Genomic DNA, 19,794 nt, shown 5'->3' with positions numbered 1-19,794 from the left:
TTAAAATTGTTTTGAGAAATCAATTCGAATACAAATTTGCCATGGGAACAAGACAGGAATTCACGGATCGTCTGAAGAATCTATTTTATAAGCAGTACATAGGGATAAATGTTGCTCTGAAGCTTTTGATGCAATATACGGATTAAGCGGAACGAAGTATGCATATTCGTCTGTTGTGATAGAATAAACTGAAAATAAAATTTTTTTAATATAGCCTTTACAAATGGGTGTATTCCCGTATATAATAGTCCTTGTCAGATCGAGAGTTACTCCAACAACTGACGAGGAGGATTAGCTCAGCTGGGAGAGCATCTGCCTTACAAGCAGAGGGTCGGCGGTTCGATCCCGTCATCCTCCACCATTCATATTGGAATGGGCCGGTGTAGCTCAATTGGTAGAGCAACTGAATCGTAATCAGTAGGTTGGGGGTTCAAGTCCTCTTGCCGGCACCACGATTTTATGATACAATATAAAAGTTGCTAAAAAAAGACAGATAGCTTTCGAAAAAGTCTTCAGCTTTCATTGCAGTATTGGAGCCATTAGCTCAGTTGGTAGAGCATCTGACTTTTAATCAGAGGGTCGAAGGTTCGAGTCCTTCATGGCTCACCATTTTCATGCGGATGTGGCGGAATTGGCAGACGCGCTAGAATCAGGCTCTAGTGTCTTTTAAAGACGTGGGGGTTCAAGTCCCTTCATCCGCATTGCCAATCTATTTTGCGGAAGTAGTTCAGTGGTAGAACACCACCTTGCCAAGGTGGGGGTCGCGGGTTCGAATCCCGTCTTCCGCTTGATCATCTATGCGCCCGTAGCTCAATTGGATAGAGCGTTTGACTACGGATCAAAAGGTTAGGGGTTCGACTCCTCTCGGGCGCGCCATTATATAACGGGAAGTAGCTCAGCTTGGTAGAGCACATGGTTTGGGACCATGGGGTCGCAGGTTCGAATCCTGTCTTCCCGACCATTATTTGGGGCCTTAGCTCAGCTGGGAGAGCGCCTGCTTTGCACGCAGGAGGTCAGCGGTTCGATCCCGCTAGGCTCCACTTTGTTATCTTTAATATTCACCATGGCGGTGTAGCTCAGCTGGCTAGAGCGTACGGTTCATACCCGTGAGGTCGGGGGTTCGATTCCCTCCGCCGCTATTAAAGGACCTTTAGCTCAGTTGGTTAGAGCAGACGGCTCATAACCGTCCGGTCGTAGGTTCGAGTCCTACAAGGTCCACCATTGTTACGGAGGAATACCCAAGTCTGGCTGAAGGGATCGGTCTTGAAAACCGACAGGGGTGTCAAAGCCCGCGGGGGTTCGAATCCCTCTTCCTCCGCCATATATCTTTCATTATTTTGATCATCGCGGGGTGGAGCAGTTCGGTAGCTCGTCGGGCTCATAACCCGAAGGTCGCAGGTTCAAATCCTGCCCCCGCAACCAATTTACTCATTAAATGAGAAGTCCCCGAAAGGTGCAATCAAAATGGTCCGGTAGTTCAGTTGGTTAGAATGCCTGCCTGTCACGCAGGAGGTCGCGGGTTCGAGTCCCGTCCGGACCGCCATTTTAAATAAAGGCTCGGTAGCTCAGTTGGTAGAGCAACGGACTGAAAATCCGTGTGTCGGCGGTTCGATTCCGTCCCGAGCCACCATTTTACAATTTTATATATTGCGGCGGTTGTGGCGAAGTGGTTAACGCACCAGATTGTGGCTCTGGCATTCGTGGGTTCGATTCCCATCAACCGCCCCATGCGAAATGCGGGTGTAGTTTAGTGGTAAAACCTCAGCCTTCCAAGCTGATGTCGTGGGTTCGATTCCCATCACCCGCTCCATTTGCATATCATGGGCCTGTAGCTCAGCTGGTTAGAGCGCACGCCTGATAAGCGTGAGGTCGATGGTTCGAGTCCATTCAGGCCCACCATGATATTCCGCAGTAGCTCAGTGGTAGAGCTATCGGCTGTTAACCGATCGGTCGCAGGTTCGAATCCTGCCTGCGGAGCCATGGAGAAGTACTCAAGTGGCTGAAGAGGCGCCCCTGCTAAGGGTGTAGGTCGCGTAAGCGGCGCGAGGGTTCAAATCCCTCCTTCTCCGCCATTTTTTCAATAAGGCCCGTTGGTCAAGTGGTTAAGACACCGCCCTTTCACGGCGGTAACACGGGTTCGAATCCCGTACGGGTCATCATGTTAAACTCTGCATCATTATGATGCGGAGTTTTTTTATGCCTGTATGACTTCAGTCAATGTTCAAAAAGGATATTGTTGAACTTTGTCAATAAAAAGAAGCGCTTTCACGTAAGGGATCAAGCCATATTATGCGAATAAAAGAGTAATCTTTAAATATAGTGGCAGAAAGGATGAAATCAATGGCTGATGTGAGTGCCTCGGATATTAAAGTGCATCTCTTTCATGAAGGTCGGCTTTATGAATGCTACAGATTTTTCGGCGCTCATCAGATGGAACAGGACGGCCGCCAAGGTTTTCGGTTCTGTGTTTGGGCCCCGAATGCGAAGGAAGTTCGAATCGCCGGAACGTTTAACGGCTGGTCCGGTGCCCTGCATCAAATGGAGAAGCGTCATCAGGAAGGCATATGGGAACTGTTTATCCCCGGCATCGGAGAAGGGGAGCTGTATAAATATGAAATGATCACAGCCGCAAATGAAACAAAATTGAAGGCCGATCCTTATGCTTTTTTTTCTGAAGTCAGGCCGAAAACGGCATCGATCACTTATCAATTGGACGGATACCCATGGGGCGACCGAAAGTGGCAAAAGAAAAAGCAGCAAAAAGCTGTGTATGAAAAACCGATTTCCATCTACGAGCTTCATGTCGGTTCATGGAAAAAGAAAGCGGATGGGCGTTTTTTCACATACCGGGAACTGAGCGAAACAGTCATTCCTTACGTCAAAGAACACGGATTCACACATATCGAGCTGATGCCGTTGACAGAGCACCCGTTTGACCGTTCATGGGGCTATCAGACAACGGGGTACTACAGTCCGACGAGCAGATATGGCGAACCGCGTGACTTGATGTATTTTATCGACCAGTGCCATCAGCATGAGATCGGCGTCATTATGGATTGGGTTCCCGGCCATTTCTGCAAAGATGACCACGGCTTGTATTTGTTTGACGGTATGCCGCTGTATGAATATACACACGAGCATGACAGGGAAAATTGGGAATGGGGGACCGCCAATTTTGACCTCGGAAAACGAGAAGTTCGCAGTTTTTTAATCTCGAATGCGTTGTATTGGATCGAGATGTATCATATAGATGGATTTCGAGTCGATGCAGTTGCAAACCTCCTGTATTGGCCAAACCGTCCTCAGCCTGAAGCGAACGGCTTTGCCGTCGAATTTATTCAAACTTTAAATGAACAGGTTTTTGCAAAAGATCCCCACTTTTTAATGATTGCTGAGGACTCCACAGACTGGCCGCTTGTGACGCATCCGACCTATGCAGGCGGTCTCGGGTTTAATTATAAGTGGAATATGGGTTGGATGAACGATGTATTAACCTATATGGAAGCTTCCCCAGAACAAAGAAAACACCTGCATCATCTTGTTTCATTCTCCTTAATATATGCCTACTCAGAAAACTACATCCTGCCGTTCTCCCACGATGAAGTGGTATACGGCAAAAAGTCTCTGCTTCATAAGATGCCCGGCGATTACTGGCAGAAATTCGCCCAGTACCGCCTGCTGATCAGTTATTTTACGCTGCACCCGGGAAAAAAACTTCTCTTTATGGGCGGTGAGTTTGCTCAATTTGATGAATGGAAAGACGAAGAAGAGCTCGATTGGTTCTTGGACGATTTTGACATGCACCGCAAGGCCCGGATGTTTACAAAGGAGGCTCTTCACCTCTACAAAAAAAGCCGTATTCTGTATGAAAATGATCATCGGCAGCAAGGATTCGAGTGGATTGACGTCAACAATGCGGAACAGTCGATTGTATCGTTTATCCGCTATGGAAAACAGCCCGGTGAAGCGCTGATTATCGTCTGCAATTTTACGCCTTCCGTTTATCACGAATATCGGGTCGGCGTCCCTTTTCAAACCGAATATATCGAAGTGCTTAACAGCGATGATGCAAAATACGGAGGTTCACACCAAATCAACCCGAAACGCCTTCAAGCAAAAGAAGGCGTTCTGCACGGCAAACCATACAGCATCAGCATGACAGTCCCTCCGCTGGGAGCTGCGGTTTTCAGAGCAGTCAAAAAGAGAGGAGCGAAAAAGGGATGAAAGAACAATGTGTGGCTATGCTTTTGGCTGGCGGCAAGGGAAGCAGGCTGAATGCCTTAACGAAAAACCTCGCAAAACCGGCCGTTCCATTTGGCGGCAAGTACAGAATCATTGATTTTGCCCTCAGCAACTGCGCCAACTCGGGAATTCATCATGTCGGTGTGCTGACTCAATACCAACCGCTTTTATTAAACTCATATATCGGCATCGGCGAGCCATGGGATCTTGACCGCAATGACGGCGGGGTCTCCATTTTGTCCCCTTATGCGGAAGCGTCGGAAGTGAAGTGGTACAAAGGAACGGCAAGCGCGATTTATGAAAACCGCCATTTTTTAAAAGAGCTTCAGCCTGAACATGTACTCATCCTATCAGGAGATCATATCTACAAAATGGATTACGGAAAAATGCTCGAATACCACGCGGAGAAACAGGCTGATGCCACCATTGCCGTCATCGAAGTGAGCTGGGCAGAAGCCGGCCGTTTCGGTATCCTTCATACCAATGACAAGATGGAGATTACAAGCTTCGAGGAAAAGCCGAAATATCCGAAGAGCAACTTGGCATCGATGGGTGTCTACGTTTTCAAATGGAGCGTGCTTGAAAAGGCGTTGGAACGCGATGAAAAAAAATCCGGCTCAAGCCACGATTTCGGTAAAGATATCATACCGGCTCTTCTCGAAGAAAAAAAGAAGCTGAACGCTTATCCGTTTAAAGGGTACTGGAAGGATGTCGGTACGGTCAGAAGTTTATGGGAAGCTAATATGGATCTGCTTGGAGATCATCCTCTGCTTGACCTGTTCGAACGGAACTGGCGGATTTATTCCGTCGCCCCGAACCTACCGCCGCAGTTTGTTGCCGAGCAGGCGGACATCAAAGAATCGCTCATCAGCGAAGGGTGCGCCGTATATGGGGCTGTCACCCGTTCGGTTATCTTTCAGCGCGTTGCAATCGGCAGACATTCCGCGATCAAACGTTCAGTCGTGATGCATGACGTTTCAATTGGAGAGCATGTTGAGATCGAAAATGCTATTGCATCGGCAGGAATACGAATTCCGGACGGTTTTCGCGCGAAGGGGGAAGATGGCGAAGTCCTGCTGATCACAGAGGAATATGTCAAAAAACATAAGGTTGTTTAAACAACACGGAGAGGCGGATGGTGCCAATGAATAATCAAATGCTGGGAATTATTGATGCAGCTGTTAACCAGCACTCTCTTCAGGATTTAACGGCCGGCCGTTCGATCGGAGCCGTGCCGTTTGCAGGAAGGTACCGGCTGATCGATTTTGCGTTGTCAGGCATGGTTCATGCAGGCATTCGGAGTGTCGCTGTATTTTCCAAGTCTCCGTATCGTTCCTTGATGGATCATTTAGGATCGGGAAAAGAGTGGGATTTAAACAGGAAAAGGGACGGTCTTTTCTTTCTTCCGTCTTCGATTCCCCATGATGAGCACGTCGGGCTTGGTTCGTTTCGGCAATTTGCGGAGCATCTCGATTATTTTCAAAGAAGCACTCAGCCATATGCCGCTGTGGCAAACAGCTATACGGTCTGTCACATACCTTTTCAAGAAGTGCTCAAACAGCACCTTGAATCCGGGTGTGATCTGACTGAAGTTTGTCAAGAAGGAAAGCCTTTAGGCTTGTATATTACGAAGAAAAGTCTGTTGAGGGAGATGGCTGAAGGGCATTGCGCCGGAGGAGCGCAATCTTTTGAGGAAGTCTGCCGGAAAGAGCGTGGTTCGCTATCCGTCAACAGCTATGAGCATTCAGGGTATACCGCCGTGATCGACTCTCCCGAAAGCTACCTTTTTCATAGTTTGAACCTCATCCAGCCTGTGTTTCGGGAGCAAGTCTTTCATATGAGCCAGCCTGTCTACACAAAAATAAAAAACGATCCACCTGTAAAATACGCTAAAAACAGCAGGGTAAAGCAATCGATTATCGCTAACGGCTGCGTAATTGAAGGCGAGGTTGAAAATTCGGTTTTGTTCAGAGGAGTTCACGTAGGAAAAGGAACGATCATCAAAAACAGCGTTATTATGCAAAAAACAAGGATCGGGGAAAACTGCCGGCTGGAGCACGTCATCTGCGACAAGGATGTCAAAATCGGCCATCATATCGAAATGTCCGGCACAATGAGTCTCCCTTTCATAATAAAAAAAGGAGCCGTACAAGGAGCGCTGATGAACTCTTGAAAGTCTTATTCGCTGTCTCTGAATGTGTGCCGTTTGTTAAATCAGGCGGGCTCGCCGATGTCGCCGGGGCGCTCCCGAAAGAGCTCGCCCTTTTAGGAATAGAAACGGCTGTCATGATGCCGAAATACAGCTTGATTGCGGAAGATTTCAGAAGAAGGATGGTTAAAACGGCTGAATGCGAAGTTCGCGTCGGTTGGCGCAGGCAGTTCTGCGGCATTGAACACCTTGAACATGACGGAATTTCTTATTATTTTCTAGATCATGAGTATTATTTTAACCGGGATTCCCTCTACGGCCATTATGATGATGGAGAGCGGTTTGCTTTTTTCTCGCGGGCCGTTTTGGAAGCATTATACGCGCTGAATTTTGATGCTGATGTCATCCATACCCATGATTGGCACGCAGGGATGATCAATTATGTATTAAAAGAGGAATATCGAAAAAAACCGTTCTATCAGCGCATGAAAAGCGTATTCACCATTCATAACCTTCAATTTCAGGGAATTTTTCCGAAGGAAGCGGTCCATGACTTGCTCGGCCTTGACATTTCCCACTTCACAACGGAAAAGCTCGAGTTTTATGGACACATCAATTATATGAAAGGCGGCATTATTGCCGCTGATCAGGTGACAACGGTCAGTCCGACGTACTGCGATGAAATGTTGACTCCATACTACGGCGAACGGCTTGAAGGAGTTCTGGCAGACAAGAAGGATGTGCTGACCGGCATTTTAAACGGGATTGACGATGTGCTGTACGACCCTTTAAATGACCCTCACATCGATTATCATTACGATGCCGTCAACCGTGACGGAAAACGGAAAAATAAAGCTGTGATCCAGAAGACATTCGGTCTGCCGGTGAATGAAGACATTCCGCTCATCAGCATGGTGACAAGGCTGACGAAGCAAAAAGGCATCGATTTGATCAAGCGGGTATTGCATGAACTGTTTCAAGAAGAAGACATGCAGCTGCTCGTTTTAGGAACCGGGGAAGCGGAATACGAAAATTATTTCCGTTATATGGAGCATGCTTTTCCGGAGCGGTGCAAGGCGTATATCGGTTTTCATGAACCGCTCAGCCGCAAGATTTATGCCGGCAGCGATCTTTTCCTGATGCCTTCAAAATTCGAGCCGTGCGGTCTTGGACAGCTGATTGCCCTTAGATACGGCGCGGTTCCGGTTGTCAGGGAAACAGGCGGGCTTCACGATACAGTGACCGCTTACCAGGAAACAAACGGTGAAGGTAACGGCTTTACGTTCGCCCATTTTAACGCCCATGATATGAAGTATACGATCAAAAGAGCACTTTCTATTTATCACCGGAAAGAAGAGTGGGGCGGCATCGTTCAAAAAGCGATGACACATGATGTCAGCTGGGCTTTGTCAGCCCGTCAGTATCAGCGGTTATACAGCCGGGAGATAAAGGGGGAAGCGCCATGTTCTCGTGTAAAGAAAGCTTTAAACAATGCTTTTTGATGCGTCTTGAACGGTTGTGCGGAAAAAGCTTTCGGGACTCTTCTACGCTTGACCAGTATCAGACGCTCGGCGTCATGGTCAGGGAACATATCAGCGCTAACTGGATCGGGACCAATGAAAGGAGCCGCTCCAACCAAAATAAACAGACGTATTATTTATCGATTGAATTTCTTCTGGGCAGACTGCTCGGCCAAAACCTGCTCAACCTCGGCGTCCGTGAAGTTGTCCAAGAAGGTCTTTCAGAGCTTGGCATTTGTCTTGAAGACATCGAAGAGGCCGAAATGGATGCAGGCCTTGGCAATGGCGGATTAGGCAGGCTCGCGGCGTGTTTTTTGGATTCACTGGCTTCGCTCGACCTTCCCGGGCATGGGATGGGGATTCGCTACAAGCATGGCTTTTTCGAACAAAAAATCGTTGACGGTCATCAAGTCGAACTGCCTGAACAATGGCTCAAACATGGGTACGTGTGGGAAATCCGCAACGCCGATCAGGCTGTTTGTGTTCGTTTCGGCGGACGGGTCAAGATGGCGCAGGAAGGAGGGCGCCTCCGCTTTTGGCAGGAAGATGCGGAAGTGATGACAGCCGTGCCTTACGACATTCCGATCATCGGCTATGAGGACCGAGACGGTCAATACCCTTCGGCTGTGGAATGCGGAGCCTTGCTCGCTCCATCATGAACCGAATATTTTGAAGTATAAGCGCGAGACAGAAGCTGTATCTGAATGCCTGTATCCGGATGACACGCATGACGAAGGCAAGATTCTCCGTTTGAAACAGCAATATTTTTTAGTATCGGCAAGCCTGCAAAGCATTGTGAAACGTTATAAATCACCCGTCACTCCATGATTTTCATCAAAAAGTCGCGATCCATATCAATGATACCCACCCCGCTTTGGCTGTGCCGGAATTGATGAGAATTTTGCTTGATGAAGAAAAAATGACGTGGGATGAAGCGTGGCATGTTACCGTACATACGATTTCATATACGAATCATACGACGCTTGCCGAAGCGCTGGAAAAATGGAGGATCGATTTAATTAAACCGCTTCTGCCGAGAATTTTTATGATCATTGAGGAGATCAATGAGCGGTTTTGCGGCTGGCTGTGGGAAAAATACCCGGGTGAATGGGGTAGGATCGAAAAGCTTGCCGTCATCGCCCACGGCGAAGTGAAAATGGCCCATCTGGCGATTGTCGGAAGCTACAGTGTTAACGGCGTAGCCAACATTCATTCAACCATATTAAAAGAGCGGGAAATGAACGACTTTTATTCTGTTTTCCCTTTTAAATTCAATAATAAAACGAATGGCATCTCACATAGAAGGTGGCTGTTAAAGGCAAATCCGCCGCTGGCGAATCTGATTACTGAAGCGATAGGGGACAGGTGGCTGAAAGAACCGGAAAGCCTCCTGGATCTTCGTCCGTTTGCGCGCGATTCCGCGTTTCTTGAAAAGTTTCAGCGTATCAAAAGGGAACGAAAGCAGCTTTTGGCAGACATGATGAAAGGCAGCATCGGCTTCGCCATTAATCCTGACAGCATCTTCGATGTTCAAGTCAAGCGTCTCCACGCTTATAAGCGCCAGCTTTTAAATGTGCTCCATATCATGTATTTGTACAACAGGCTGAAGGAAGACAAAGGCTTTGCCATTTATCCGCAAACATTTATTTTCGGAGCAAAAGCATCGCCGACTTATCATTATGCCAAAAAGGTCATCAAGCTGATCCATTCAGTCGCAGATAAAATCAATCATGATCCGGATGTCAGACAATCAATCAATGTCATCTTTCTGGAAAATTACCGGGTATCAACCGCCGAGCGTATTTTTCCGGCGTCAGATGTCAGCGAGCAAATATCTGCGGCAAGCAAAGAAGCCTCCGGTACAGGAAACATGAAGTTCATGATCAATGGGGCTTTGACGATCGGCACGCATGATGGTGCCAATATAGAAATGCTTGAGAGGGTGGGGCCTGAGTGTATTTACACGTTCGGTTTAAAGGCGGATGAAGTGCTGAACTACACTGAAAAAGGCGGCTATCTATCAAGGGAATACTATCAGCATGATGCGAGGATCAGACAGACGGCCGATCAGCTGATCAATGGTTTTTTCGAAGGGGAAGCCGGCGAATTTGAGCCAATTTATGACTCGCTGATCGCTTATAATGATGAATACTTCGTTTTAAAAGATTTTGCTTCTTATATTGAAGCGCAGGAACGGATTCAAAAAGACTACTTGAATAAGCGTCTTTGGGCCGAAAAAGCCGTCACAAACATCGCGCATGCCGGATACTTTTCAAGCGACCGCACGATCCGGGAGTATGCGGAAGACATTTGGGGAATTAAACCGTATCACCGCTGAATTTAAAAACGCTAAGCCCCTGACCCGCGGGGCTTAGTCTTCTTCATCTTCAGTATAAGGGTCCTTTTCATAAGCCGGGAGATCGCCGAAAGAGGTCATGATGCCTTCTTCATCAAGAAGGTCTTCATATTTTTCGTGTTCTTTCGTCGGGTAGACGGTTACTTCTTTGCCGGTAATGTCTGTTGCGGCATAGTTTTCGTAATCTTCGACATATCCGAGCGGCTCTTCATATTCCATGTACATCTGGCTGTATGAAAGCGGCGGAACGGCCAGATCCTGAGGCGTTTCAGAATTGCCGTAACGTTCGACGTCCTGGTAAGCGTCTTCTGAATCGTATGCGACGTTTTCGTCTTCTTCGTCTTTTTCAAAATGTCCGAACGGGGGGTTCAGCACTTCTTCTTCAATCGGACGGTCTTTTGAAACGGAGACGGTTGACGAATGTTCGCTGCACGTCGTTGCGGTTGGCAGTACGGACAGCCTTTCATACGGGATATCCTTTCCGCATACTTCACAGCGGCCGTATGTTCCTTTTTCGATCAAAGCCAGAGCATGTTCGATATCGTGCAAATGCTCTCTTTCATGTTCAAAAAGAGCAAGATCTTTTTCGCGTTCGTACAGTTCTGTACCTTCATCTCCCGGATGGTTGTCATAAGCCGAAAGATCGCCCGTCGAGTTGAACGGGTGCGTCACATCGATGCCAAAATGTCCGTTTTCTTTAAAGCGGCTGACGATCTGTTCTTTTCCGGCTTTCAGTTCATTTTCTAGTTTTGTCAACTGTTCTTTTGTTAGCACATGCATCGCCTCGTTTCTTTAAAGTGCTCGCGTTTTTAGTATGAACGAATTCAAACAGAACTTTCTTGTAAATAAAAGCAAAAAAAAGAGCCGTAAAGGCTCTTTTTTAAAAAATATACTGAATGAGCAGGGCAATGGCGAGCAAAAGGCCGAAAAAGGTGTTCGTCTGCGCCGTTGATTTCATGGCGACCATCAGTTCCGCCGGTTTTTCTTTTTCCTTAAACTCCTTGATGGCTTTAATCGGTTTCGGCAGGCTCAAAAGAACAAGGCAGCTCCACAGAGAAACGATCTCAAAGCCGATGTATATACCGATCAATATATAGGAAACAGCAAAAACCCAGCTCAAAATCTGTACGGCATTTTTTCTTCCAGCTAAAATCGGCAGCGTCTTCCTTCCGTTTTCTTTATCTCCGACCATATCGCGGATATTATTGGAAAGATTGATGCCTCCGACTAAAATCGTAATCGGAAGGGAGATCAGAAAGACGTTCCAAGTCAGCCCGCCGGTCTGAATATAATATGAAATCAGAATGATGACCATTCCCATAAAAACGCCCGACATAATTTCACCGAACGGCGTATAGGAGATCGGAAACGGCCCGCCCGTATAAAGATAGCCGACGGCCATGCATACTAATCCGATCAGCGCAAGCCACCAGCTTGAAGAAGCGCAGATGTACAGGCCGAGTAAAACGGCTGCTCCAAACAGTCCGTAAGCCAGGTATAATACCGTCTTTGGCTTCATTCCATAGCGGACGATAGCACCGCCGATGCCGACCGAGTTTTCATTATCAAGTCCTCTTACAAAATCAAAATACTCATTGAATAAGTTCGTTCCGATTTGAATTAATATTGATGCGGCCAGCATAGCTAAAAACAGCCAGATATCAATTTTTCCCGATTCAAGGGACATTACGGTCCCGAGCGTTACAGGGACAAAGGCGGCTGTCAGTGTATGGGGTCTTGTTAACATCCACCATACGCGCCATTTTTCCGGCTTTATTTCAGAAACACTCCCTGAAAGTGATTGATGCTGCATATAGTATGACTCCTTTAGTTTTAATACGTACACGTCCATACTAAGTTTAGAAAAAGTTAAAAAAGGTGTCAATATAATGGGTGATATTGTTAGAAAAAAAGCGGCCGTCCAGCAATTCAAAAATATTAAATGACCTTGTCTTTTTCAATCGGCCGATTACGTTTATAATAGGGAAGGGCACTTGTTAATAAAGTGTCGTTTTGTTGACACATACCGTTCGCAGGTGTATGGTTATAAAAGCATTTTACGGATTTTGGAGGAATGTATCATGGTGACAACAGTGCAGCGCACTTTCCTAAGGGAAGCGCCTGAAGCATTAAACATCGTCAAAAAAGTCAACCATGCTGTTTTAATAAGTTATTCCAGAAAAATTGAGAGCATAGATGCTCTTTCCTTTTTCATAAATGGGGAAGAACAATTTGCCGGGAAACGGTTCTTCTGGTCTGATCCCGACGGCGGACTGACGCTTGTCGGACTGGGAAAGGAAGTTTTGGTTTCCACAGACCTGAAGGATGCCGGACGTTATCAGGCTGTACATGAAAAATGGGAGCGCTTAAAAGAGAAAACCTTTCACTTCCACGAAGATCAATGCACGAGTCAGGCAGCGGTGGGGCCATTGCTGTTTGGCGGTTTTTCATTTGATCCGCTGGAAGATCGCAAGCAGCATTGGAACGGCTACCAGGAAGGCGCTTTTTTTATTCCTACCGCTATGCTGACACAGGACGGAGAGGAAACGTTCATAACGGTCAATAGATGGAAGGCTCCTGAAGAGGATGTGCGCAAAGTACTTGAAGAAATAAAGAGCGCTGCTTCACAGCTGATCAAGGCGGACGATTCCCGTTATCCCGAAAACAGTCATGCGCGATATACTGCCAAGGAGGAGCTTGATGTTCCTGAATGGCTTGAAGCGGTTCGGCGGGCGACAGACGACATTAAAAACGGGAAATACGATAAAGTGGTGCTCGCCAGAGAGATCCTTTTAACGTTCGACCAGCCTGTCGAACTTCACAGAGTATTATTCAATCTGATGTCTGAACAAAAAACGAGCTATATATTCGCTATTGAAGAAAACGGCAAAAGTTTTGTCGGCGCGTCACCTGAACGACTGGTCAAAAAAGACGGAGACAACGTGCTGTCGACCTGCCTTGCCGGTTCAATCAAGAGAGGCGAAAGTGAGCAGGAGGACCGGATGCTCGGTCTTGAGCTGTTAAACGATGAAAAAAACCTTATCGAACACGACATTGTCGTCAATATGATTCATCAGGCGCTATTGTCAAATTGCAGCAATATCAAAAAGCCGGCCAAGCCGGGACTGTACAAAACAAAAAATGTGCAGCATTTGTATACGCCGATTGTCGGCAAAATCAATGCGGAGTCCTCGCTTTTTGATTTAATCGAGAAGCTTCATCCAACTCCTGCGCTCGGAGGAGCGCCTCAGCAAAAAGCGATTGAGGTCATCAGGGTGTTGGAGCCGATGTCAAGGGGCTGGTATGCGGCACCGACGGGCTGGATCGACATGTCCGGCAATGGGGAATTCGCGGTGGCGATCAGGTCAGGACTTATCGATTCAAAAGAGGCCAGAATTTTTGCCGGCTGCGGAGTTGTGGCTGATTCCGATCCTCATATGGAATACGAAGAAACGCAAATTAAGATGAAGCCGATGCTGTCTGCACTTGGAGGCGATATCCGTTGACTGAAAATCCAATTACAAAATATATAGGGAATTTTATTGATGAGCTTTCTCTTGCAGGCGTGACAGAAGCGGTCATCTGCCCGGGATCAAGATCGACGCCCCTTGCGATTTTGGCCGCGAGTCATCCGGACATCAATGTTCATATCCATGTGGATGAAAGATCCGCTGCGTTTTTTGCAATGGGCATGGCAAAAGCAATGCGGAAGCCTGTCGCATTGATCTGTACGTCCGGAACGGCTGCGGCGAATTTCTACCCGGCTGTGATCGAAGCACATTATTCAAGAATACCGCTTATAATCTTAACGGCTGATCGGCCGCATGAACTGAGGGAAGTAGGAGCACCTCAGGCGATTGATCAGCAATTCTTATTCGGAAACTTTGTTAAGTTTTTCACAGACTCGGCTTTGCCTGACAGTCATCCCGAAATGCTGGCGTACATCCGCTCTTTGGCAGCACGCGCAGCCGGAGAAGCCAAAAAAGCGCCGCGCGGACCTGTGCATATCAACTTTCCGCTGAGAGAGCCGCTCATGCCGAACCTTGAGGATGAACCGTTTCAAAGGTTGAGAAACGGCAGTCATGTGGCGGTTGAAAGCGGCCGCTTTCGTGCTGACCGGCATCAGCTTGAAGCGCTGAGCACTCTGATCAAAGAGACGGAAAAAGGCATGATCGTCTGCGGAGAGCTGCAAGATGATGACGCCAAAGCACATATTGTATCTCTCTCTCAGGCAGCGGGATATCCGATTTTGGCAGACCCGCTCTCAAACTTGAGAAACGGCAGCCATTCAAAAGAAACCATCATCGATGGATACGATTCATTATTGAAAGAAGAACAGCTGAAACGGGAGCTCATGCCTGAGCTTGTCATCCGCTTCGGCGCGATGCCGGTTTCAAAGCCGCTTTTTCAGCTGCTAAAGCAAAATCCGAGCATCAGGCAAATCGTTGTTGACCCAGATGGAGGGTGGCGCGACCCGACTCAGCTCAGCGCACATATGGTGCATTGCGCAGAAGAAGAGTTCGCGGCTGCTGCGGCTTCCGCTGTCCATTCAGAAAAAAGATCAGGCAGCTGGCTGGAGAAATGGCGGTTTGCCAACTGCCGCTTCCGAGCTCTTTTAAGAAATCTTGAAGCTGAGGATCTTACCTTTGAAGGAAATATCTACCGGAACCTGCAGCATTTGATTCCGGAAAACAGCTCCCTGTTTGTCGGAAACAGCATGCCGATCCGTGATGCGGATACATTTTTTGAAAATCAGGAACGGTCCTTCCGGATTTTCGCCAATAGAGGGGCAAACGGGATTGACGGCGTTGTCTCGACTGCGCTGGGCATATATGCCGCAACGAAAGAACCGGTAACCCTTGTCATCGGCGATCTGTCTTTTTATCACGATTTAAACGGCCTCCTCGTCAGCAAAACGCTCGACATTCCGCTGACTGTCGTTCTCGTCAACAATGACGGCGGCGGCATTTTCTCTTTTCTTCCCCAATCTGCTGAAGAAAGGTACTTCGAGCTCTTGTTTGGAACGCCGACGGGGCTCGAATTCGAGCATGCCGCCAAGCTGTATGGGGGACGCTATGTATGCCCTGAGTCATCCGCTCATTTTGCCGATGCGTATTTGTCCTCCGTCAACCGCCGCGGCTTGGATATCATTGAGGTGAAAACGAAGCGCGATGATCGTGTGGAGCAGCATCGCCGAATACTTGATTCCGCGATGTATGAAATAAGAAAAGAGTGGCCGTTTTGAAATTGACACTGAAAGACGGCGTCTCCTATAAAATAGAAGACAATGGCCTGTCTGCGGAAAAAACGGCGGTGTTTTTGCATGGTTTTACAGGAAGTGCGGCAACATGGGACGGGATAGACGGCTATTTTCAGGGGCTGCGTCTGATCAAGCTGAACCTGCTCGGACACGGCGGAACAGACTCGCCGGCAGACAGCAGCCGCTACACAACAGAAAAGCAGGCAGCCGATCTGATCGAGATTTTGGACCGTTTAAATGTGAAACAGGCTTACCTTATCGGTTATTCAATGGGCGGCCGGCTTGCCTTATCAGTAGCGATGATTCACCCGGAGCGTGTGTCCGGTCTTGTGCTGGAAAGCAGTTCCCCGGGCCTTGATTCGCCGGAAGAAAGAAAAGCGCGCAGGGAGCAGGACAGCCGGCTCAGCAGCCGGATACTTGAAGAAGGAATCGAGTCTTTCGTAGATTATTGGGAAGGCATTCCGCTGTTTGCATCTCAGCTGTCAATGGACCCTTCAAAAAGAAAAAAAGTGCGTGAAGAACGTCTGAACAACAATCCGGTCGGGCTTCGAGGCAGCTTAATCGGAATGGGAACCGGATCACAGCCGTCCTGGTGGAACAGATTGAGCGGAATCGATTATCCGGTGCTTCTCATTGCGGGGAGCCTGGATCGGAAATTTATCGCGATAAATGAAAGCATGGCAAAGCGAATTCCAACCGCCCGCCTCGAGATTGTTGAACATACCGGTCATGCGGTTCATGTGGAAGAGCCCGATTTTTTTGGTAAAATAGTAAGTGAATTTATTTTAAAGTAGGAGGTACACATCTATGACTGTAGAATGGAAAAGCGAACGTCAATACGAAGATGTATTATATGAAACATATAACGGCATCGCCAAAATCACGATCAATCGCCCTGAGGTACATAACGCATTTCGTCCAAAAACGGTTTCGGAACTGATCGATGCGTTTGCATATGCGCGGGATGATGCCAATATCGGTGTCATTATCCTTGCAGGCGCCGGCGATAAAGCGTTCTGTTCAGGAGGAGACCAGAAAGTAAGAGGACACGGCGGCTATGTCGGAGAAGACGAGATTCCGCGTCTGAACGTGCTTGATCTTCAGCGGCTGATCCGCGTCATTCCGAAGCCTGTTGTTGCGATGGTGTCAGGCTATGCGATCGGCGGCGGCCATGTGCTCCACATCGTATGCGATTTGACGATTGCTGCAGACAACGCGATTTTCGGACAAACAGGACCGAAAGTCGGCAGCTTTGATGCAGGCTACGGATCAGGCTATCTGGCGCGTATCGTCGGTCATAAAAAAGCGCGTGAAATCTGGTATCTGTGCCGTCAGTACAACGCTCAGGAAGCAAAGGAAATGGGCCTTGTCAATACGGTTGTACCGCTTGAAAAGCTTGAAGAAGAAACGATTCAATGGTGTGAAGAAATGCTTGAGAAAAGCCCGACAGCACTCAGATTCCTTAAAGCGGCCTTTAATGCCGACACGGACGGGCTTGCCGGCATCCAGCAGTTTGCCGGAGATGCGACACTGCTTTATTACACAACAGATGAAGCGAAAGAAGGCCGCGATGCGTTTAAAGAAAAACGCCGTCCAGATTTCGGACAGTTCCCGCGTTTTCCTTAAAAGACGGAAGAGAGAAACAGCTTAGTGCGACTGAGCTGTTTCTTTTATCATTCAAGATATTTTTTGGGAGATGATGATATGCTGATGGACCATCCGAATTGGCTTAAACAGCGAGCAGAGCTGACTCCTGACAGGATGGCTGTGATTCAGGGGGATCACAAGCTGACTTTTATTCAATTATTTCATGAAGCAAAAAAAACGGCCGGGCAGTTGAAGAGCTTTGGTCTGAGGAAAGGAGATACAGCAGCTGTACTTCTCACAAACCGGCTGGAGATGGTTATCGCCGTCCATGCCTGCTTTATTCTCGGCGTTCGCATCGTTTTGCTGAATACGAAACTGTCAATGGCCGAACGAACATATCAAATTGAACATTCGGAAGCAAAGCTATTGCTTACAGAACAGCCTTTCCTGGAAGAGCATAGAGAGGGCAAGCCGGTCCGTGCTGTTGACATTGAAGACGTTCAAAACGCCGCCAGCCCTCCGGTTACGGAAATCGAGAGCATTCATTTGGACGATGCGGCCACAATTATGTATACGTCCGGAACGACAGGACGGCCGAAAGGGGTTATGCAGACATTTGCCAACCATTATTTCAGCGCGGTTTCATCCGCTTTGAATTTGGGGCTCCAAGAACACGACCGCTGGCTGATCGCCTTGCCGCTTTTCCACATCAGCGGCTTATCGGCTCTTTTTAAATCGGTCATTTACGGAATGACAGTTGTTTTACATCAAAGGTTTGACGCAGAAGAAGTTCTCCGTTCGATCAAAGACAATCAAGTCACGATTGCATCGGTCGTTCAGACGATGCTGTCAAGGCTTGCGGCAAAAGTCGACAGCTGCCCCGAATCATTAAGGTGCCTGTTACTGGGCGGAGGGCCGGCCCCGCTTTCTCTCCTTGAGGAATGCAAAAGAAAGAGGCTGCCTGTCGTACAGTCATACGGGATGACTGAAACGTGCTCACAGATTGCCACCCTCGCCCCAGAATACTCGATTGAAAAGCTCGGTTCAGCCGGCAAGCCGCTGTTTGCATCAAGCATCAAAATCGAAAAGGATGGCACGGAATGCCAACCCGGAGAACATGGAGAAATAACCGTAAAAGGGCCGACCGTTATGAAGGGCTACTTAAAAAATGAGGCGGCAGACAAAGCTTCATTCAATGACGGCTGGTTTAAAACCGGTGATATCGGGTATCTTGACGATGACGGATTTTTATACGTGCTGGACAGGCGTTCAGACTTAATCATATCAGGGGGAGAAAACATCTATCCGGCTGAAGTCGAGGCCGTTCTTCTGTCACACCCCAAAGTTGCGGAAGCGGGGGTGAAAGGGGTCGATGACAAAACGTGGGGAAAGGTTCCTCACGCCTATCTTGTCGCCGACAGCCCTGTTGATGAAGAGGAGCTGAGCGAATTTTGCAAAGAACGGCTTGCTTCATATAAAGTGCCTAAAGCCTTTCATTTTGTCGGCAAGCTGCCGAGAAATGCTTCGAATAAACTGATGAGACATCAATTGTAGAAGGAGAGCGCCATGATTCAAATCAAACAGCTGACATTGTACCATCTCAGCATGCGGCTGAAAAAGCCTTTTAAATCAAGCTTGGAAACCTTTCAGGATCGCAAGTTTATCATCATTGAAGCTGCTGACCAGGAAGGGGTGACAGGCTGGGGGGAAGTATCCGCTTTTTCATCTCCGTGGTACACAGAAGAAACAACGGAGACATGTTACCACATGCTAAAAGATTTTTTGATTCCGGCTGTGCTGCGCGAATCATTCACACACCCTTCAGAAGTGCCTGAGACGCTTCGCGGATTCAAAGGCAACAGAATGGCAAAGGCCGGCCTTGAAGCCGCCTTTTGGGACATTTACGCCAGGAAAAAAGGGATCTCTTTAAGAGAGGCGCTGGGCGGAGTAAAAACAGAAGTTCCTGCCGGTGTCGTCGTCGGTCTTGCCCCATTGGATGATATGCTTCAGGAAATTGAACAATATGTAAAAGAAGGTTATCAAAGAATAAAAATCAAAATTCAGCCGGGGCAGGATATAGAGCTTTTAAAGGAAATACGCCGGCATTTTCCGAAGGTGCCGCTGATGGCGGATGCCAACTCTTCTTATGAATTAAAAGACATCAGCCGGATTAAAGAGCTTGACGCATTTAAATTAATGATGATCGAACAGCCTCTGGCGGATGATGATATCGTTGACCACCGTCATCTGCAAAAACATATCAAAACATCAATTTGCCTTGACGAAAGCATCCGTTCTGCCGACGATGCGCGAAAGGCAATCGAGCTCGGCAGCTGCAAAATTATCAATATTAAGCCGTCCCGAGTCGGCGGTTTGACAGAAGCTCTGAAAATCCACGACATCTGCAAAGAACATCAAATGCCTGTCTGGTGCGGCGGCATGTTTGAAACCGGTATTTCAAGAGCACACAATCTTGCGCTGAGTTCTCTTCCGCAGTTTTTGATTCCCGGGGATCTTTCTTCATCCTCAAGGTATTGGGAAGAGGATATCGTAAAACCGGAAATCCGCATCGAAGGCGGCTATATTCAGGTTCCAAGCCGACCGGGAATGGGCTTTGAAGTGGATACGCATGTTTTAAGAAAGAATTCATCTAAAATAGACGTTTTCAAACAGTAAAGGC

At 47.8% G+C, this 19,794-nt stretch carries 12 protein-coding genes, 20 tRNA genes and 1 pseudogene; 31 read left to right on the top strand and 2 right to left on the bottom strand.

All coding sequences use genetic code 11. The features are described 5' to 3' along the window. Positions 1 to 285: 285 nt before the first annotated feature. The 25 genes and pseudogenes from MHI30_RS16510 to MHI30_RS16390 all read left to right on the top strand — a co-directional run bounded on the left by MHI30_RS16510 (position 286) and on the right by MHI30_RS16390 (position 10,249). A tRNA-Val gene (locus MHI30_RS16510) sits at positions 286 to 361 on the top strand. A gap of 15 nt (positions 362 to 376) precedes the next feature. Then, positions 377 to 452: transfer RNA gene (locus tag MHI30_RS16505), tRNA-Thr, on the top strand. An 81-nt stretch (positions 453 to 533) separates the two neighbouring features. Then, positions 534 to 609, top strand: a tRNA-Lys gene (locus MHI30_RS16500). A 7-nt stretch (positions 610 to 616) separates the two neighbouring features. Next, a tRNA-Leu gene (locus tag MHI30_RS16495) sits at positions 617 to 701 on the top strand. A gap of 15 nt (positions 702 to 716) precedes the next feature. After that, positions 717 to 788 (top strand) — tRNA-Gly (locus MHI30_RS16490). Between the two features lie 11 nt (positions 789 to 799). Continuing rightward, positions 800 to 876, top strand: a tRNA-Arg gene (locus MHI30_RS16485). Positions 877 to 884: 8 nt separating this feature from the next. Further along, positions 885 to 961 (top strand) — tRNA-Pro (locus MHI30_RS16480). Positions 962 to 967: 6 nt separating this feature from the next. Next, positions 968 to 1,040 (top strand) — tRNA-Ala (locus MHI30_RS16475). A gap of 25 nt (positions 1,041 to 1,065) precedes the next feature. Continuing rightward, positions 1,066 to 1,139: transfer RNA gene (locus MHI30_RS16470), tRNA-Met, on the top strand. Positions 1,140 to 1,144: 5 nt separating this feature from the next. Beyond that, positions 1,145 to 1,221: transfer RNA gene (locus tag MHI30_RS16465), tRNA-Ile, on the top strand. Positions 1,222 to 1,228: 7 nt separating this feature from the next. Further along, positions 1,229 to 1,321 (top strand) — tRNA-Ser (locus MHI30_RS16460). 24 nt (positions 1,322 to 1,345) lie between these two features. Next, a tRNA-Met gene (locus MHI30_RS16455) sits at positions 1,346 to 1,422 on the top strand. A gap of 44 nt (positions 1,423 to 1,466) precedes the next feature. Then, a tRNA-Asp gene (locus MHI30_RS16450) sits at positions 1,467 to 1,543 on the top strand. Between the two features lie 11 nt (positions 1,544 to 1,554). Next, positions 1,555 to 1,630, top strand: a tRNA-Phe gene (locus MHI30_RS16445). Positions 1,631 to 1,652: 22 nt separating this feature from the next. Next, positions 1,653 to 1,728, top strand: a tRNA-His gene (locus MHI30_RS16440). Positions 1,729 to 1,736: 8 nt separating this feature from the next. Then, a tRNA-Gly gene (locus MHI30_RS16435) sits at positions 1,737 to 1,810 on the top strand. A gap of 12 nt (positions 1,811 to 1,822) precedes the next feature. Continuing rightward, positions 1,823 to 1,899: transfer RNA gene (locus MHI30_RS16430), tRNA-Ile, on the top strand. A gap of 6 nt (positions 1,900 to 1,905) precedes the next feature. Next, positions 1,906 to 1,980, top strand: a tRNA-Asn gene (locus MHI30_RS16425). 1 nt (position 1,981) lies between these two features. Further along, a tRNA-Ser gene (locus tag MHI30_RS16420) sits at positions 1,982 to 2,072 on the top strand. A 12-nt stretch (positions 2,073 to 2,084) separates the two neighbouring features. Continuing rightward, positions 2,085 to 2,156 (top strand) — tRNA-Glu (locus MHI30_RS16415). A gap of 184 nt (positions 2,157 to 2,340) precedes the next feature. After that, entirely contained in the window at positions 2,341 to 4,224 is a 1,884-nt protein-coding gene (gene glgB, locus MHI30_RS16410; protein WP_061578673.1) for a 1,4-alpha-glucan branching enzyme, read from the top strand. Beyond that, positions 4,221 to 5,360 (top strand): glucose-1-phosphate adenylyltransferase, encoded by a 1,140-nt coding sequence (locus MHI30_RS16405; RefSeq protein WP_017474685.1) that lies wholly within the window; start codon positions 4,221 to 4,223, stop codon positions 5,358 to 5,360. Before glgB ends, MHI30_RS16405 begins: the two co-directional genes overlap by 4 nt. A 26-nt stretch (positions 5,361 to 5,386) precedes the next feature. Then, positions 5,387 to 6,415 carry a sugar phosphate nucleotidyltransferase gene (locus MHI30_RS16400; RefSeq protein WP_017474684.1) on the top strand — a complete coding sequence of 343 codons (1,029 nt, stop codon included), beginning with the start codon at positions 5,387 to 5,389 and terminating at the stop codon, positions 6,413 to 6,415. After that, a complete protein-coding gene (gene glgA / locus MHI30_RS16395; protein WP_075178241.1) occupies positions 6,412 to 7,893 on the top strand; it encodes a glycogen synthase GlgA in 1,482 nt (493 codons plus the stop codon). Before MHI30_RS16400 ends, glgA begins: the two co-directional genes overlap by 4 nt. After that, a pseudogene (locus MHI30_RS16390) lies at positions 7,854 to 10,249 on the top strand (glycogen/starch/alpha-glucan phosphorylase). Before glgA ends, MHI30_RS16390 begins: the two are co-directional and overlap by 40 nt. Before the next feature lie 33 nt (positions 10,250 to 10,282). Here MHI30_RS16390 and MHI30_RS16385 read toward each other — a convergent pair. Both MHI30_RS16385 and MHI30_RS16380 read right to left on the bottom strand, forming a co-directional pair. After that, on the bottom strand, positions 10,283 to 11,041 hold the full coding sequence (locus MHI30_RS16385; protein WP_075752474.1) for a TraR/DksA C4-type zinc finger protein: 759 nt from the start codon (positions 11,039 to 11,041) through the stop codon (positions 10,283 to 10,285). Positions 11,042 to 11,147: 106 nt separating this feature from the next. Continuing rightward, positions 11,148 to 12,080 (bottom strand): 1,4-dihydroxy-2-naphthoate polyprenyltransferase, encoded by a 933-nt coding sequence (locus MHI30_RS16380; RefSeq protein ID WP_075751854.1) that lies wholly within the window; start codon positions 12,078 to 12,080, stop codon positions 11,148 to 11,150. A 268-nt stretch (positions 12,081 to 12,348) separates the two neighbouring features. Between MHI30_RS16380 and MHI30_RS16375 the strand changes: the two genes are divergently transcribed. The 6 genes from MHI30_RS16375 (at position 12,349) to menC (ending at position 19,790) form a co-directional block, all read left to right on the top strand. After that, positions 12,349 to 13,773: an isochorismate synthase MenF gene (locus MHI30_RS16375; RefSeq protein ID WP_075751855.1), complete on the top strand. Its 1,425-nt coding sequence runs from the start codon at positions 12,349 to 12,351 to the stop codon at positions 13,771 to 13,773. Next, on the top strand, positions 13,770 to 15,512 hold the full coding sequence (gene menD, locus MHI30_RS16370) for a 2-succinyl-5-enolpyruvyl-6-hydroxy-3-cyclohexene-1-carboxylic-acid synthase (RefSeq protein ID WP_075751856.1): 1,743 nt from the start codon (positions 13,770 to 13,772) through the stop codon (positions 15,510 to 15,512). Before MHI30_RS16375 ends, menD begins: the two co-directional genes overlap by 4 nt. After that, positions 15,500 to 16,321 (top strand): 2-succinyl-6-hydroxy-2,4-cyclohexadiene-1-carboxylate synthase, encoded by an 822-nt coding sequence (gene menH, locus MHI30_RS16365; RefSeq protein WP_075751857.1) that lies wholly within the window; start codon positions 15,500 to 15,502, stop codon positions 16,319 to 16,321. Before menD ends, menH begins: the two co-directional genes overlap by 13 nt. A gap of 13 nt (positions 16,322 to 16,334) precedes the next feature. Further along, positions 16,335 to 17,153 carry a 1,4-dihydroxy-2-naphthoyl-CoA synthase gene (gene menB, locus MHI30_RS16360; RefSeq protein WP_020452693.1) on the top strand — a complete coding sequence of 273 codons (819 nt, stop codon included), beginning with the start codon at positions 16,335 to 16,337 and terminating at the stop codon, positions 17,151 to 17,153. Positions 17,154 to 17,231: 78 nt separating this feature from the next. Further along, on the top strand, positions 17,232 to 18,668 hold the full coding sequence (locus MHI30_RS16355) for an o-succinylbenzoate--CoA ligase (RefSeq protein WP_075751858.1): 1,437 nt from the start codon (positions 17,232 to 17,234) through the stop codon (positions 18,666 to 18,668). Positions 18,669 to 18,680: 12 nt separating this feature from the next. Then, a complete protein-coding gene (gene menC / locus MHI30_RS16350; protein ID WP_075751859.1) occupies positions 18,681 to 19,790 on the top strand; it encodes an o-succinylbenzoate synthase in 1,110 nt (369 codons plus the stop codon). Positions 19,791 to 19,794: the final 4 nt, after the last annotated feature.

The organism is Bacillus sp. FSL L8-0528 (assembly GCF_038593085.1).
Lineage (GTDB): Bacteria > Bacillota > Bacilli > Bacillales > Bacillaceae > Bacillus > Bacillus paralicheniformis.
The sequence above is the reverse complement of the archived record's forward strand: the minus strand, read 5'-3'. Positions and strand labels throughout refer to the sequence as shown.